Source organism: Sphingobacterium athyrii (genome assembly GCF_003071065.1).
Lineage (GTDB): Bacteria > Bacteroidota > Bacteroidia > Sphingobacteriales > Sphingobacteriaceae > Sphingobacterium > Sphingobacterium athyrii.
In genome coordinates, this window is the sequence record NZ_QCXX01000007.1 from 75617 (window position 1) to 93196 (window position 17580).

11 protein-coding genes are annotated in these 17580 nt (G+C 41.8%); 9 read left to right on the top strand and 2 right to left on the bottom strand.

Annotated elements, in window-relative coordinates; genetic code table 11:
* Nucleotides 1–77 precede the first annotated feature (77 nt).
* Entirely contained in the window at nucleotides 78–695 is a 618-nt protein-coding gene (locus DCO56_RS21870; RefSeq protein WP_108635874.1) for a hypothetical protein, read from the bottom strand.
* A 931-nt stretch (nucleotides 696–1626) separates the two neighbouring features.
* On the opposite strand from DCO56_RS21870, the gene DCO56_RS21875 reads away from it, so the two are divergent.
* Nucleotides 1627–4032 (top strand): ABC transporter permease, encoded by a 2406-nt coding sequence (locus DCO56_RS21875; protein ID WP_108635875.1) that lies wholly within the window; start codon nucleotides 1627–1629, stop codon nucleotides 4030–4032.
* A 27-nt stretch (nucleotides 4033–4059) separates the two neighbouring features.
* Entirely contained in the window at nucleotides 4060–6456 is a 2397-nt protein-coding gene (locus DCO56_RS21880; protein ID WP_108635876.1) for an ABC transporter permease, read from the top strand.
* A 138-nt stretch (nucleotides 6457–6594) separates the two neighbouring features.
* Here the strand turns inward: DCO56_RS21880 and DCO56_RS21885 are convergent, their stop codons facing one another.
* Entirely contained in the window at nucleotides 6595–7278 is a 684-nt protein-coding gene (locus DCO56_RS21885) for a hypothetical protein (protein ID WP_108635877.1), read from the bottom strand.
* A gap of 123 nt (nucleotides 7279–7401) precedes the next feature.
* Here DCO56_RS21885 and DCO56_RS21890 point away from each other — a divergent pair, with 123 nt between their 5' ends.
* The 7 genes from DCO56_RS21890 (at nucleotide 7402) to DCO56_RS21920 (ending at nucleotide 17562) form a co-directional block, all read left to right on the top strand.
* Nucleotides 7402–7626, top strand: a complete 225-nt coding sequence (locus DCO56_RS21890) for a helix-turn-helix domain-containing protein (RefSeq protein WP_104384877.1) — start codon at nucleotides 7402–7404, stop codon at nucleotides 7624–7626.
* A gap of 124 nt (nucleotides 7627–7750) precedes the next feature.
* Nucleotides 7751–8917: an ATP-binding protein gene (locus tag DCO56_RS21895; protein ID WP_108635878.1), complete on the top strand. Its 1167-nt coding sequence runs from the start codon at nucleotides 7751–7753 to the stop codon at nucleotides 8915–8917.
* A 213-nt stretch (nucleotides 8918–9130) separates the two neighbouring features.
* Nucleotides 9131–11533, top strand: a complete 2403-nt coding sequence (locus DCO56_RS21900) for an ABC transporter permease (protein WP_245935895.1) — start codon at nucleotides 9131–9133, stop codon at nucleotides 11531–11533.
* Between the two features lie 23 nt (nucleotides 11534–11556).
* Nucleotides 11557–14004: an ABC transporter permease gene (locus tag DCO56_RS21905; RefSeq protein WP_108635880.1), complete on the top strand. Its 2448-nt coding sequence runs from the start codon at nucleotides 11557–11559 to the stop codon at nucleotides 14002–14004.
* A gap of 34 nt (nucleotides 14005–14038) precedes the next feature.
* Nucleotides 14039–14233, top strand: coding sequence for an ABC transporter permease (locus DCO56_RS21910; protein WP_108635881.1), 195 nt, complete (start codon nucleotides 14039–14041; stop codon nucleotides 14231–14233).
* A 212-nt stretch (nucleotides 14234–14445) separates the two neighbouring features.
* Nucleotides 14446–16848, top strand: a complete 2403-nt coding sequence (locus DCO56_RS21915) for an FtsX-like permease family protein (protein WP_108635882.1) — start codon at nucleotides 14446–14448, stop codon at nucleotides 16846–16848.
* A gap of 54 nt (nucleotides 16849–16902) precedes the next feature.
* Nucleotides 16903–17562, top strand: coding sequence for an ABC transporter ATP-binding protein (locus DCO56_RS21920; RefSeq protein WP_108635883.1), 660 nt, complete (start codon nucleotides 16903–16905; stop codon nucleotides 17560–17562).
* Nucleotides 17563–17580: the final 18 nt, after the last annotated feature.

Consider the following 17580-nt stretch of genomic DNA (forward strand, 5'->3'; position numbering starts at 1 on the left):
GTCAACAAATTACAGCGAAAATGCTGGGATTTGAACAGACACTCCTTTCCGATGCTCCGTATTCGAATAAGGTTTGTCTAAAGTACATAACTGCTGATGATATCACTATAATTTGGAGTCGGGTCTATTCCGATATAGGAGACCCTAAATTCATATTCACGAAAGGACTCCAACCCATCGATAATACAGCTGCTTTTAGAACAGAGCTGTGTGCTCCAGTCTACATTTTGACCTTTGATGCGGAACTGATACTGATACATGCGTGCCCCCCGCCATCGTTGTGTTTTTAGCTTCACGCGTCCACTACCCACCTCTTCGGGACGGGCGATTAGTCGCTCCACTTTGGGAACCACTCCTCCATAAGAAGTTTTGGATTTTCTGACAGCATAACCGGCAGCTAAAATAATCGTCGGATCAGCATTGGCGATCGTATCTACATATTTAGCCAGTTCTTTCAATACGTACGCCAGTTCAGCTCTTTTTTGATTACGGATCAGTATAGCACGTGTGTCGCGATAATAGGCTTCCGTTGCGGCATTCCGGAATGCAACGAGCGCTTCCTCCAAAATTGACAATGCGGGTACAGGGGCTGCAAACAGTTCGGTTTCAGCAGCCATTTTGCTCAACACCTGTTCCGCCACCTGCATTAACCCGGCATCTTTATGCCCTCTTTCATTAAGTGTAACTTGACTCATCTTTTTTAAAATTAAATGTTTCAGATAAAATTATTTCCATAAGCAAAGATACAGTCAGGAGGCTCGGAGACAGGGGTAAAATTGTCCCAAAATGCAGGAAGTACAAAAAAGATTTTGGGACAATTTTACCCCTTATTTTAGTTGATTTCGAACAGCAATCTGTAGTAAATATTGCGTTATGGACCGATAAACATCCTTTTCCGAAATAGAAAGATCCTGTATCAGCCGCCCTAGGATAATTTGAAAAATCAAAAAACATATTATATTTTGAAAAATACACTTGAAACTGCGCAAAGTCTTGACCCGAAAAAACAGAAAGCAATTGAGCGGCTGCCAATTACATATTGGGTATTCAATTTTTCAATGGAGCGGAAGCTGAATGCGATGAAGATACTGCGTTTCGCTAATTAAACAAATAGCATATTCAAATAGCGTTTCTGCAAATCCAATAAGCGATCGGCGCTTCCAAATTAGGCATAGCACAAATCAAATTGAGAGAACCGAACATTTCGTTTTCCTATTCCTCTTCCTAATGAGCAAGGTCACTTTTCAAATTGAGGACTGGAAATAACACACTGGTAAAAAGCTTTTTCACGATTGAAAATTACAGTGTCTAATCTATAAAATGAAACTGTTCATCCGATACCGCCGATCGCTTCTCTGCTATTGAATTTTTCCAATGAGTTTTTCCTGTTCACCTATTTTATTATTTGTTATTCGTCCAGAAAATCAACGATATCAAGGTGTTCACCGCTGTACAATGACTGTCCGAAATCGAACAGTCCCTTCAACTGAAAGCATATTAATACATTCACTCACAACAACATACCTATTTGGCTAAGGATTTGTATTAGGATACAAAAACTAGCGAAAACCGAAGCTGGCATCCGGTCTTTATGCGGTGACGGAAATAACCCTTATACAAGTGACAATGACTTTTACAAACTTCAAGATTGCCTGGCGGAATATTCGAAAGAAGAAAATTCAAAACCTGATCAACCTGATCGGATTGACTCTTGGCATTACCTTTTTACTGCTGGTCGGGGCCTATATGTGGGATGTTCATCGGGTAAATAGTAAAATCAAAAATATAGATCAGCAATTTTTATTACAGAGCAAGTATAAGAAGGAAGGTTTTGGAATCAATTTGACCACGATTGGAGCACTACCCAAAGCCCTCTATGAAGACTATCCGGATTTGGTGGCCAACTATTATCGTATCGATGGATTGACAGGTATTATCGCCAATGGTGCTACGATCCATGAAGAAGGAATGGCACTCGGAGATCCTAGCCTTTTGACCATGTTTGGTTTTGAGCTTTTAGCGGGCAATCCCAAGACCGCGCTGAACAACCCCTTTTCTGTCGTGATCACTGACCGGGCCGCCTTAAAATATTTTGGAAACATAAATGTTCTGGGAAAAACCTTGCAGATTAAAAATTTCAAAGGCGAAAAACATGATTTTGAAATTACTGCCATTATAAAAACTACCGTACAAAATGCGGTCATGGATCTAACAAAGGATATGCATTCCGATATCTTCCTGCCCATTGCCAACGAACAATACTTCGGCAGATCCGTGGATAACTGGAATAATCCTTACATTGCAGGTTACCTCGAATTGAAAGCCGGGGTGACGACACAACAACTGGATGCGGCGATTCAAACGCTGGTGCATAAAAACACCGATCAGGAATTCGCCAGCCAATACAGCCCCGACCTAAAGCCGTTGAAAAGCTATTATTTAGATGATAATCAGGGCGCTGTCCGCAAGATGATTCAGACGTTAATCTGGATAGCCATTTTTATCCTGGTCATGGCCATCATCAACTTTATCAATTTTAGTATTGCACAGCATATTACACGATTGAAGGAAATCGGTGTGCGCAAGATTATGGGTTCTTCCAGATTACAATTGGTAAGACAATTGCTGACAGAGTATATTCTTATCGTAGCTATTGCAGCCTTGATCAGTCTACCCATGTATTGCATGGTACACCCTTTGTTTGCACATGTGCTGATGCGCGAGCTGCCGTCTCTGATCAATTTACCGGGCTATTTTTTTGGTTTATTAGGCCTGTTGACTATAGTGGTCGGTATGCTGGCGGGACTATATCCGGCAATTAAACTGTCCAATATCAAGATACTTCCCTCGGTAAAAAATCAGTTCTCCGCATTGGGTGACAAGCAATTGATTCGAAAAGTGCTACTGTTCTTTCAGTTTGCCGTTGCCCTGCTCCTCCTGGTCTGTACCCTGATTATCTCCAAACAGGTCAATCTATTCATAAACAGTAATTTAGGATACAACAAGGATTATCTATTGACGGTACAGGCACCAAGGGACTGGTCCGAAAATGGTATCCGGAAAATGGAGACCATCCGGCATGAGCTGCTGCAGGAATCAGCGGTTAAGTCCGTGAGTCTTTCCTATGAAACCCCTGGGTTATTAGGCTTCAATATGCAACCGGCTTTTGGCAATAACAACGACACGGACGTACAGGTACAACGCATTACCAGTGACGGTTATTTTCTGGAAACCTATGAAATCCCCTTATTGGCCGGCACCTTTTTACCGAAAAATGCGGTGACCGGTACCACTAATCGACCCGTTGTTATCAACAAAAAAGCCATGGAAGATTTTGGTTTCAGTGATGCTCAAAGTACGATCGGTCAGCAGATCGCACTAAATGATCCAAAAGATAAGATGACCATTGTAGGGGTTACCGACAACTTTGTCGCAAATTCTCTCCATCAGGCATCTCCGGCGATCGCCTGGACAGATATCCGTGAAAGTTTCCAATACCGATACCTAAGTATCCGTTTAAAACCGGGTCAACTGTCCAGCGCCGTGCAAGGACTGGAAAAGAAATGGAAACAATTGATGCCGGATGCGCCATTTAAATATCAATTTATGGATGACCGCATCAAAGGTTTATACGAAACGGAACTGCAACTGCACCGGGCGGCGCAGATCGCGAGCGCGGTTTCACTTTTGATCGTCGTGTTGGGATTAACCGGCCTGATCTCCCTATCGATTCATCTCCGTAACAAGGAAGTAGGCATCCGCAAAGTGCTGGGCGCCTCCTTAGCACATTTGATGCTGTTATTTTCGAAAGAGTACTATGGCATATTTTTGTTGGCGATTTTGGTAACAGTCCCATCAAGCTATATGCTGATGCAACACTGGCTACAGAACTATATCATCCGAATAGAAATCAATGCATTCACCTACCTGTTGCCACTGGGCATACTGCTGAGCATGCTGGGTCTGCTGGTGGGCTTCATCGTATTTCGGGCCACCCGGTTTAATCCGGTCGAAAAATTAAGGGATGAATAATATCATAAACCAATCCATATAAACAGTATGATAAAGAACCATCTTAAAACCGCCTGGCGGACATTGACACACAATCGGATCTATTCGCTATCAAACCTCGTTGGGTTAACCATTGCTTTGTTCGTATTTATGTTGATCAGTTCACTTGTCGTTGATGAACTTTCTTACGACAGACAATGGAGCAACTCCAATGAGCTTTACCGAATGCGAATAGTGCCCAAAGAAACAAAGGAAGGTGTCACAAACAATATTTCAGGAGCTCCCGAAGGTATCTCGGCCACATTAAAAGCTAATTTTCCAGAGGTGCTTGGCTATACTTCAATCAATTCATTTTCACCAAAATTAACCATAAACAAGCGCTCGAAGCGACTAGCCGAAATCAATACGCTGGAAATTGACAGTGGTTTTTTCAATCTTTTTGACGCAAAAATAATCGCTGGAAATCCGAAACAAGTCATTGCCGGAGCAAAAAATATCACATTGACAGCCTCCGCTGTACAAAAACACTTCGGCGGAAAAGACGTGCTCGGCAGCACATTCTACAATAAACCACAAGAAGGGGAGCCCGAAGCTTATTATGTCAATGCCATTATTGAGGATATGCCCCATAATTCTTCCTTTCAGGCAGAAGCCCTCGTGCTGATGCCTAAGGTCAATGAATTCAATCCGGCAGAGACTGGTTCATTGCAAACACAGCTTCTATTACTCAAAAGCACAACTGACATTAACAGCTTTTCAACTAAAATAAACAAATGGTACAATGCACAGAAACTGAATGACTGGGCGAAAGGACACAATCTTATCATTGAGCCCATCAAAGACATACACTTACTAAGTATTACAGGATGGGAGAATCCGATGCAGGATATTTATCTGCTGGCTGGAATAGCGCTCTTGATCCTTGTATTGGTCAGTATCAATTACATCAACCTGAGCTTTGCCCATGCCTTAAAACGCGCACAGCAGATAGGAATCCGCAAAGTATTGGGTGCAAGCCGAAAGAATCTAATTATGCAAATGGGCCTGGAGAGTACCATACTCTTTGCCGGCTCTTTTCTGATTGCATTTTTTGGTTATGTGCTTATCAGCCCGGCATTTGAACATTATTTAGAACATCCATTGACGATGAGCTACCAGCATTCCTTATTAATGTTTGTTGGATTATTATCCACCTGGATCCTTCTGGGCTGGCTGTGCAGCTTACCTACGGCATTGTCTCTATCAAAAACGCAGCCATCATTGGAACTTCGGAGGCAGCTTTCTTTCTTCAGACTTCCGCTCAATATGGCATTTACCAAAGTACTGGTTGTTATCCAGTTTGCCATTGCCATTGTCGTAGCGATCTGTATGATGTCCATGCGGGCGCAATTGAATTACCTGTACAGCAAAGATCTTGGCTACGAACCTAAAAATCTTTTGGCCATCAACTATACCTCCTGGGAAGGAAAGGATCAGGCTTTCAAACAGGAGCTATTAAAAAATTCATACATCTCATCGGTCAGCCTCACAGGTTGGACTCCCTTTAGTGGGAGTGTGGATTTTAAAACAGTAAAAGACCCCGATAATCCGAACGAAGATCTCGCGGTTGTATTTGTTTATGCGGACTATGATTACATCAAAACAATGGGCATAAAGCTTCTTGACGGCCGGCCTTTGAGTGCGGACTATGCAATGGACAGACCATTTACGGATTCGGTACACAATGGACAACCGGTCTTTACAAACATGCTCATTTCCGAAGGCACCGCCCAGCGGCTATCTTTAAAACTCAATAGGAGCAACGAGCCTCTAAAAAATACACCGGTGGGCGTATTTAAAGAGTTTAACGGGGCAAGTTTAAAGTTTCCGATCGGCCCTTTTGCGATTAAGGCACAAAAGGAATGGGAAGGCGGCTGCATGCTTATCCGCGTAGAAGAAGGCAAGAAAAAGGAAGCTTTAGCCTTGGTAAACAGTACCTGGAACAAATTTTTCCCTAACCGGATCGCGCAGATCAACTGGCAGGAAGATCAGGTACAGCATCAATATAACAAAGAGAAAAAACAGTACCAGCAATTGGCACTTTTTACGGGGGCCAGTATGCTGATTGCTATCTTAGGGATCGTAGCCATTGCCATTTATACGCTAGAACGACGGGTAAAAGAAATCGGTATCCGTAAAGTATTGGGGGCTTCAGTAAATACGATCACCTATATGATTTCCAGATCCTTTATCGTGCTCCTGCTGATCGCTATTCTAATTGCTTTTCCCACAGCATGGTGGTTTACGCACAAATGGTTGGAAAATTTCTACTACCATATTGATGTTCCGATTGCCCTATTTGTTTTCACTGGATTGTTTATCGGTTTGACAACTTTAGCGATTATTGCTGTCCGGATATTCCGGACAGCCCGCATCAATCCCGTCAATAGTTTACGGGACGAATAAATAAGCCGTAGGTGTGCGAAGTTTAAATAGTGCAAACTGTTATTAAGCTAAAGGGAATGGAAGTTATAATTGGTGTACCTACGGCTTAGGATCTTTGTAGCAATTTTTAGCTGTTCGATGTGAACAGTTAAAAATTGCTTATTTCTTTTCAGTCGATTCCGCGTGAGCCGCTAAAACATAGGCAAACCCATATGGAGATTCTTTCCGAACAATTTTGCGTTCGCCAGACAGACTGAGCAGATCATCGAGCACCTTCATCAGATTTTTAGGTCGTACATAGCTCTCCAACTTCTCGCAACATAACTTATGCACCTCGTCAGGTTGTTTTTCCTCGTTAAAATATCCAGCATCAATTGTCTCCTCCAAAAAAGCCGTTATCTTTTCCAATTCATCCGCTGTAGAACTTTCATAAGGATCAATATCGTGACGAATGTCTATTAATTTAAATTCGGTTACTCGCTGATCTTGCTCCTCATCAACTTTATATAGCTGGTAAATAACCCGGTCAGCCAGTTTTGTCATATGCAATTCGTATCTTTTCTCCGCTGACGATATTTTAACACCCATATGCACCATAGTATCTAGGTTATTTATAGCCAATACATCATTCATGACAAATACATCGTGCATAGAAATTTGCTTAATCCTGAATGTCTCAATTTTAGTCATAAAATCCAATGGCTTACCCATTAAAAAAGAAACTTCCTCAGGCGACAAATGCCGCGAGATACGGTGCAATATCATCCGGTAAAATATCAATATTTCTATCTCTTGACATTTCCTTTTATACACTTTCGTGCTAGGTTTAAATTTATTACTCATAACATTTATATAGATTATCAATACAAAAGAACAGAATACATTCTAAAAACAAAAACATTTGTATAAATAAAAATAACATTGTATATATTTATCTATACAAAAGGACAGATTATTAAAAAAAGGATGACAAAATTAGGCGAATTTTTAGCGAAGAAATCTGTAAATAAATCTCAGATTGCCCGCAAAACAGGATTAAGTAAGGCAAGGATCAATGAATTAACCATGACCGAAACCGCTAAATTACGTTTGGATGAAATGTACTTGATTGCTCTGGCCATCGACACGGATCCGGCCAAAATGATGCTCGAACTCTGCGCACATCTCGAACTGAAAGAGATAGAGGAATAAAGTTATGTAATTTCATCAGTATATTCTATGTAATTTCATCAGTAAACTTTATGTAATCTCATCAGTAAACTTTATGTAATTTCATCAAAATAACATATCTTTATATTGTATCAGGAAGTAAGTCATGTTTATACAAAGAAGAATACTACATGAAATCAATGAGTTAAAGGACAAATACCCCATATTGGCCCTCACAGGACCAAGGCAATCAGGGAAAACGACTTTATTAAAAAAAGCTTTTCCAAACTATCGGTATATTTCTTTGGAAAATCCAGACTTATTGGAGTTTGCCGAAGCAGATCCCGTTGCATTCTTGGATATCTATGACCAACAGGTCATTCTTGATGAAGTACAACGCGTTCCCAGTCTATTTTCCTACCTTCAAGGAAGAGTAGATGAAAGCGGTATTATGGGGCAATACATTCTGTCAGGTTCTCAAAATTTCAACCTTCTAAAGAACATCACCCAATCCTTGGCAGGTAGGGTTGCCCTATTCAAATTGTTACCCTTGGATCTCGAAGAACTGAGTAAAAGCGATATGCTCCGAGAAAATTATGCGGACACCACAGTCAATGGGTTTTATCCCGCCATCTACAGTAGAAATATCCCACCAAGCATCTTCTACAGCAACTATATCCGAACATATATTGAGAAAGATGTGACAGACTGGCTAAAAATAAAAGATACCCTACAATTCAGAAAATTCATCGGTCTATGCGCCGCCAGAGCAGGGCAATTATTGAATATATCAGCCCTGGCAAATGAAGCGGATATATCTTTTAATACCGCCAAAGAATGGCTAACCATATTGGAAAGCAGCTATATCCTTTTCCTTTTGCCTCCATTTTATGAAAACCGCAGCAAAAGGCTTGTCAAGACCCCAAAGCTCTATTTCTACGACACAGGACTTCTTTGCTTTCTATTGGGAATAAAAAAAGCGGAACAATTGGAACTGGATAAAGCAAAAGGAAATGTTTTTGAAAATATGATCGTCGCGGAACATGTTAAAAGTCTCCATCATCTCTATAAATTTGAGGATCTCTATTTCTGGCAAGACAGTAATGGTGTAGAGGTAGATCTGCTCTGGAAAAATAACAACAACTATTTTGCGACCGAAATAAAAGCTACAAAAACAGTCAGCAATGAGCTGTTCAAACAGCTCGACAAATTTGAAAGCTACCAACAATTGCCTACCCAGAAAATTTTGATTTATGGAGGCAATCAAACTCAAAAGCGCACCAACTACTTCGTCAAAAGCTGGAAGCAGGCATCTGACGGAGCTGGCTATTAAACATTGTGCGGTATTGGACGAAAAACTGTTCGATATCGTACAGGCATAAAACACACAAACCAGATCAAATAACTAAAAATCAATTACTTAAAAAAATGGCAATACAATTGACTTCAGTCTAATGTCTAGATTGACCGGTCGGTTACGGGTCAATTAAGATCTTAAAAATGTATTGTTATGATAGGAAATAGTCTAAAAATCGCTTGGCGAAACATGGCAAAAAATAAACTCTATTCTTTTATAAAGATCGGAGGATTTGCTTTTGGTATCGCAATCTGTATACTCATCGTACTTTACATTAGACATGAGACGAGTTACAACAAGTTTTATCCGGAGATGGACCGCACCTACCGTCTTGTTGTACAGCTTCCGATCGAAGGTAAGCTACAGCGTTGGGTTTCACTTTCTGCTCCGGTAGCACCAACCCTTAAAGCTGAAATTCCTTCCATAGAGCAAACAGGCCGGATACTTCCAAACCCTTTATTTGGCGCCGGAAGTAATCAGCTCTCCCTGAACGATAATCCACAAAGCTTTTATGACGACGGTTTTGTCTATATTGATCAATCTATTCTGGACATGTTTCCGACAGCCATGGTTTCCGGTCGACTTGCCCATGCATTGGATAAACCCAATACACTGGTCATTACGAAAAGCAAAGCGGAAAAATACTTTAAAAATGATCCCATCGGACAGACCATCTACCTAAACAACAACAAGTCCAAGCTATATACCATCACTGGTGTGATCGAAGACATGCCTCAAAATTCTACGCTGGCCGGTTATAGCTTCTTTATGTCTCTGGCAGGTGAACCTTTTTATCCCGGTGAACAAAACCAATGGCTCAGCAATAACTATACAGTCTACGTTAAATTAAAACCGCATGTCAATATCGAACAGACAGAAAAGGAAATTTTAAGAAACTATAAAGAGCACTACTTACCTGAATATCAAAAATCGGGACGCAAGCTCAATCCCTTATTTGAGCAGGTAAAAATCAACCTACAAAATGCACTTGATATGCATTTAAAGTCCTCGGATATAGAAGATGATAAAGTGAGTACGCTGAATAGAGGTGATATCCGCATGGTATGGACATTTGCCACCGTGGCGTTGTTTATTCTTCTGATTGCCTGTATTAATTTTATTAACCTGTCAACGGCCAATGCCGCCACAAGAGCCAAAGAAATCGGTATCCGGAAAACAATTGGTTCGACAAGAACATTACTGATCGGGCAATTTTTGCTCGAAGCGATTTGTTATAGTGTATTATCGCTGTTCGTGGGACTATTGCTGAGTTGGGCTTTGTTGCCTATATTCAACAATCTCGCCAACAAGTCCCTGACCATTCCCTGGACATCCCTATACTTTTTTCCTTCGTTATTGCTGACGATAATTTTCATCGGCAGCCTGGCCGGAATCTACCCTGCTTTGTATCTATCCCGATTTAAGCCGATTGCCGCATTGAAAAATAAGAGCACCGGAGCCAAATCTTCATTATTCAGAAATGGTCTTGTCGTCTTTCAGTTTGCTACGTCCATCATCCTTATTGTGAGTGCCCTGGTGACCAATCAACAGATACGCTATATCTTGGAAAAAGATCTGGGTTTCAAAAAGGAACAGGTCATTGTGCTGCGTGGTATTGGTACATTGGGAAATCAGATCCCAAGTCTTAAAAACGAATTAAAATCCATTCCAAATGTCAGCTCCGTCTCCCTAGGCGATTTTCTCCCTGTCCCCATTGATGGTGCCAAAAGAAATGGAAACCCTTTTTGGAATGAGGGCAGACGGGAGATGGATATGGCCACACAGGGGCAGTTCTGGGAGATTGACCAGGATTATCTTGCTACCTTCGGATTGCAACTGACCAAAGGTAGAAATTTCGATCCCAAAATGGCCACAGACAGCACAGCTGCCATCATCAACCAAAAATTGGCGGATGACCTTGGATTAAAAAATCCCATCGGGGCAAAAATAACCAATGGCAATACCTGGACAGTCGTTGGTGTCGTGGACAATTTTATTTTTGAGTCGCTGAAAGGTAAAGGATTCGCTGGCCTATGTATGGTATTACGGGGTTATCCATCACTCCTCTCCATTAAAGTTAAACCCGAAAATCTACAGGAGACCCTAAACGGGATCAACACCGTATGGAATAAATTTTCACCTGATCAAAAAATCAATTACAGCTTTTTGGATGAGGGTTTTGCCTCCCTCTATCAAGATGTCGAACGGACCAAGAATATATTCAGCTGTTTTGCAATTGTTGCCATTTTTGTGGCGGCCCTGGGTCTCTTTGGACTGGCCACCTATGTGACACAACAGCGAACCAAAGAAATCGGTGTACGGAAGGTGCTTGGCGCGAGTACCCTCCGATTGCTGAGACTCCTGTCCGGAGACTTTATAAAATTGGTGTTTGTTGCCATGGTCATTGCCTCACCTGTTGCGTGGTGGGCAATGAACCTATGGCTCAGAGACTTCAACTATAAAATAGATATTAACTGGATGTACTTTATTCTAGCGGGTATGGGTGCCGTGCTCATCGCCTTAGGCACCATTAGTTATCAGACCTGGAAAACTATCCGGACCAATCCGGTCGATAGTTTAAGGGATGAATAAGTAAGCATATTAATTTTATTGTTATGATCGGAAATTACCTAAAGATTGCTTGGCGGAACATGACCAACAACAAACTCTACTCAACCATCAAGATTGGTGGTTTTGCATTTAGCGTTGCAATCTGTATACTCATCTTACTGTACATCAAACACGAAACAAGCTATGATAGGATGTATCCGGATATGGACCGTGTGTTCCGTCTGATTGTCCAAGCTCCGGACGGGGATAAATCCGTGCGGTCTCTTTCATTTCCGGCCCCTGCTGCCAAGACCCTTCAGGCCGAGATTCCCAGTATCGAATTGGCCGGGCGAGTGCTACCCAACACGCTATTCGGGGCTGGGAGCAACCTCTTCACAATCAATGGTAAACCCGAGAATCACTTGGACGCAGGCTTCGTTTATGTTGACCAGTCTATCCTGGAGATATTTCCGCTCCCCGTCATGGAAGGACAGTTAAATCATGCTTTAGACAAACCCAATAGCTTGGTCATCACAAAAAGTAAAGCACAGAAGTTTTTCAGGGGAAATGCTGTTGGACAAACAATCTATCTGAACAATAACAAGAACGTCCTGTACAATATAACTGCCGTTATTGACGATGTACCAAGTAATTCAAGCCTCTATGGCTATGATTACTTTATCTCGCTTGCCGGTGAACCTTTTTACCAGGGCGAACAAAACAACTGGGGAGCAACGAACTACATCACTTATGTAAAGCTTAAAGAAAATACGGATTTCGTCACTGCACAACGTGCTATTTCAAAAAACTATGTCGAGGATCATTACATTCCGATCAACAAAAAAAATGGAATGAAAATATCGCCGGAAACCATGCAATCTAAGGTGTTACTTCAAAATGCACTGGACATGCATTTATACTCCAAAAATATTTTAGAATACGCCATGGCAACGAAATATCAGGGTGATATCAAAATGGTCTGGGTATTTGCCGGGATCGCATTTTTCATCCTGCTGATCGCATGCATCAATTTTGTTAATCTGTCTACCGCCAATGCCGCTACACGAGCTAAAGAGATCGGCATCCGCAAAACCATTGGATCCAGCCGAAGTACTTTGATCACCCAATTTATGACAGAAGCGGTATGTTACAGCGTAATTTCTTTAATTATTGGTCTTTTACTGGCCTGGACATTACTGCCTCTTTTTAATAGTTTGGCCAATAAGACCTTGGTTATCCCTTGGGCAGCATGGTACTTTATGCCTTCTTTGATCTTAACCATGTTGACCATAGGCGGCATCGCCGGTATATATCCCGCCTTATACCTCTCAGGATTTCAACCGATCAATGCCCTAAAAAGTAAAGCAGGTTCCAACCCAAAAGCCGCATTATTGCGTAATGGGCTTGTTGTTTTCCAATTTGCAACTTCCATCATCCTAATGATTTCTGCGCTGATCGCCAATCAACAGATCAGCTATATGCTCAATAAAGATATTGGCTTCAATAAGGATCAAGTCATTGTACTCCGTGGCATAAATAGTATTACCTCAGAAGTACAAAACCTGAAAAATGAACTGAAAGCTATTCCGGCTGTGAGCAATGTATCCATAGGTGATTATCTCCCAGTGCCATTGGATGGTGTAAAACGTAATGGCAACCCATTTTGGGCTAAGGGAAAAGAAGACCTCGAATTGGGAAAAGCTGGCCAATTCTGGAATATTGATGAAAATTATGTTTCCACTTTTGGACTTCGGTTAATCGCAGGTCGAAATTTCAATCCGCAGATCGCTTCCGATAGCAGTGGTGCCATTGTCAATAAAAAAATGATCACAACGCTGGGTATTAAAGGGAACCCGATCGGTGCACAGATTACAAACGGAAGAACATGGACAATTGTCGGCGTTGTGGATGACTTTATTTTTGAATCATTAAAAGGCGAAGGATATGTCCCTGTCTGTATGAGTTTGGCCAGCAGCCCATCGCTCCTTTCGATCAAGACCAAGTCAACGGACATGGCTAAAACGTTGGCTGACATAAATACGGTATGGGACAAATTTGCACCTCATCAAAAAATCAATTACAGCTTTTTGGATGAGGGTTTTGCCTCCCTTTATCAAGATGTCGAACGGACCAAGAATATATTCAGCTGTTTTGCAATTGTTGCCATTTTTGTGGCGGCCCTGGGTCTCTTTGGACTGGCCACCTATGTGACACAACAGCGAACCAAAGAAATCGGTGTACGGAAGGTGCTTGGCGCGAGTACCCTCCGATTGCTGAGACTCCTGTCCGGAGACTTTATAAAATTGGTGTTTGTTGCCATGGTCATTGCCTCACCTGTTGCGTGGTGGGCAATGAACCTATGGCTCAGAGACTTCAACTATAAAATAGATATTAACTGGATGTACTTTATACTGGCAGGTATGGGTGCTATCCTCATCGCCTTAGGCACCAGTAGTTATCAGACCTGGAAAACTATCCGGACCACTCCGGTCGATAGTTTAAGGGATGAATAAAATCCGAAGATCTTAAAAATTGGTGTTTGTTGCCATGGTCATTGCCTCACCTGTTGCGTGGTGGGCAATGAACCTATGGCTCAGAGACTTCAACTATAAAATAGATATTAACTGGATGTACTTTATTCTGGCAGGTATGGGTGCTATCCTCATCGCCTTAGGCACCATTAGTTATCAGACCTGGAAAACTATCCGGACCAATCCGGTCGATAGTTTAAGGGATGAATAAAATCCGAAGATCTTAAAAATTGGTGTTTGTTGCCTTGGTCATTGCCTTGCCTGTTGCGTGGTGGGCAATGCACCAATGGCTAAAGGGGGAATGAATGTTCGATTGCGAACGAAAACTGTCCGAAATCGAACATCAAAAACGAACAACAACCACCTAACAAACTCAAAATAAAACAGTTAAAACACTGGCAAGGGGATTGCATTTTTTATGGCATGGCACAAAATGATTTCAAACTGGCTTGGCGTAAACTCTTAAAAAATAAGGGTTTCGCATTTTTGAATATTATTGGACTGACACTTGGTTTTACCGGTTTTATCCTTTCCTATCAATACATCAATCGGGAAACAAGCTTTGATAAATGGAATCAAAACTATAAGGAAATCTATCAAATTGGTCTGGAAGCCGAAGGTGCTTTTACGGACGAAACCTCTCCTTCCCTTGCTCCGTTGCTAAAACAGAATTTACCAGATATCGTCTATGCCGGCCGAAAAATGGTCTACAACTATGGTAGCTACCCCTTATTTGGGGAGAAGACTGTACTTATCAAAAATGCTGCATTAATTGATTCTTCTGCTGCCCGGATCTTTCAGGTAGAAAATGCCATCGGACCACTCTACAAAAACAAAGATCAAAAGGATGCGACCATGGTCAAAAGTCCTATTGCCGAACAGCTTTTCAAAAAGGAGGACCTAAATTTTGACAGCCCCCATTCCATTCCGTCTATGAGCCTTGATCTGGGTATGCGCGAGACGATTTATGGCACCATCAAAAAGCAAGGTCTTTCGATGATTGATTACGACCTTCTTTTTATCCGTGAACCACAGGATCTCTTTGCTGAAAATAATCCTTTTTTATACCAGACTTTTATTCAGGTCAGACCGGGTACAGATATCGCTAAGTTGACCGATCAGATCAACACAATCTACCATAAGGAAATCGCACCAAAAGATAAAATACGCTCTTCCGGTTATGCCAAAGGTAAGATCTACTTGGATCCATTGGCCAACCTGCACCTGCGACCAAAAACCGGAAGCAACACCGCCTATCTCATCACATGGGTTATCGGTATTCTTTCCCTGTTGATCCTCCTGCTTGCATCCGCCAATTTCGCCAATATGATTATGGCCCAAGCCGATCAACGCCTGAAAGAGCTCGCCCTTAAAAAAATATTGGGAAGTTCGCGTTGGGCCATCGTAAGGCAATTATTACTGGAAGTATTTATACTGACCAGCGCTGCGGCAGTATTGAGTTTCATTTCCTTGGCGCTTACCGGCAACATATTACAAAGATGGTTCAATGATGATCTGAGAAGTTATATTTTAAGTTCTGAAACCATTATCCAGCTCTGTGTCGCTGTTCTATTAACAACGATCCTATCCGCAATATACCCTGCCATCGTTCTTTCAGGTTTCAAATCCGTCAATCTGCTCAAAGGCGGATTATCCGCAATACTAAAAAAAGGAACATTCCGAAATGTCTTATTAACCTTTCAGATCAGCATGGCAATTTTGTTTATTTCTGGAATGCTGGTCATTCGGGGCCAGCTTCAGTACATGCAGCATACAGATAAAGGGTTTGAGCCGGCACAAGTGATCAATTTCAAGGGAGTGGGCATGTATTACGACTCCAAAATTGATGGTTCTTTCCACCAGTTGAAACGGCGATTAGAAAATGATCCGAGCATTGCGGCAGTGGCTTCCGCAACAAATATCCCGGGAGAAGGGGAACAACCGCCCAAAATGGAGTTCTCCTATGCACAAAAGAATATTTCCTTTGCGCATGTCGGTATCGATCCAGGCTATTTCAAAACATTAAATATCCCCAATCTACAAGGAAATAGCAATCTGTCCATGGATCAGTTGCTCCGTGATTCCCTTTCCAACTATGCGGTCATCAATGAATCTGCCGCTAAAAGTTTGGGGCTTTCAAATCCCATTGGCGCAAAAATCAGTGGCTGTGACGCAAATTTCGAAATCGTCGGCCTTGTCAAAGATAGTAAGGCCTATGGCTTTGAAAATGCTGTTCAACCTACCCTCTATTCGTTTAAAAATGAATGTGGGAGCATGCGCATTCAGACGACACTTATGGTGAAAACAAAACCCGGAATGGTTGATCGGGCAATTGAAACGGTCAAGGAAGAATGGGAGAAAAATACTACTGCCAAGGATTTGCCCTTAGACTATTCCTTTATGGATCAACAATATGCGTTACAGCACCAAAAACAACAGGAACTACAGATTGCTTTTAATAGTTTCGCAAGCCTTTCGGTTATTATCGCCGCGTTGGGCCTGTTCAGCATGGCCGCTTATCAGGCCGCATTACGCAAGAAAGAAATGAGTATCCGAAAAGTACTCGGTGCCTCGGCACAGCTGCTCTTTGTCCAATTGAATAAACCCTTTTTCAGGCTATTTCTGATCGGTATCGGCATTGCCCTTCCCTTAGCTTATTTACTCATGGACAAATGGCTTTCCAATTTTGCATATCATGTCAATATACAGTGGTGGTCGTTTTTGATCCCGATATTTTGCATATTTATCCTAATATTGATTTCCATTAGCTTCCAGTCGCTGAAAGTCGCCCGGACAAATCCGGTAGATAACCTGCGGGATGAATAGAACAAAGATTAATGAATAAGTAGAAATTAAAAGACAAAATCTCAATACTAGAAAATGATACAATTAAAACATTTATTCAAGTGGTATAATGTAGGTGGTACACGCTCATTTGTGCTCAAAGATGTCAGTTTAGATATAGTAGAAGGTGATTTCATCTCCATCATGGGGCCTTCGGGTTCAGGAAAATCCACCCTGTTGAATATCATCGGTATGCTGGACGAACCCGATGAAGGTGAATACATCTTTATGGATGAAAATGTATTGGAGATGAAAGCAAAAAAACGGACGCAACTGTACCAATCTCATATTGGATACGTATTTCAAGCTTACCATTTATTGGATGAATTGACGGTATATGAAAATATAGAAACACCGTTGATCTATAAAGACATTTCCGGCAAAGAGCGAAAAGCCATTGTAGCCGATATGCTTGACCGTTTTGGCATTGTGGGAAAGAAAGATCTGTTTCCAGCTCAGCTATCCGGTGGACAGCAACAGATTGTCGGCATCGCACGCGCATTGGCCGGCTCTCCAAAACTCTTGTTGGCCGATGAACCTACGGGTAACCTCAATTCCAAGCAAGGCGAAGAGATCATGGAGCTGTTCAAACAATTGAATGATGACGGTGTCACGATCATACAAGTTACCCACTCCGAAAAAAATGCGGAGTACGGCAAAAGAATTGTCAATATGCTGGATGGGCAGCTCAAATAATTGTATGCCAATTTAACC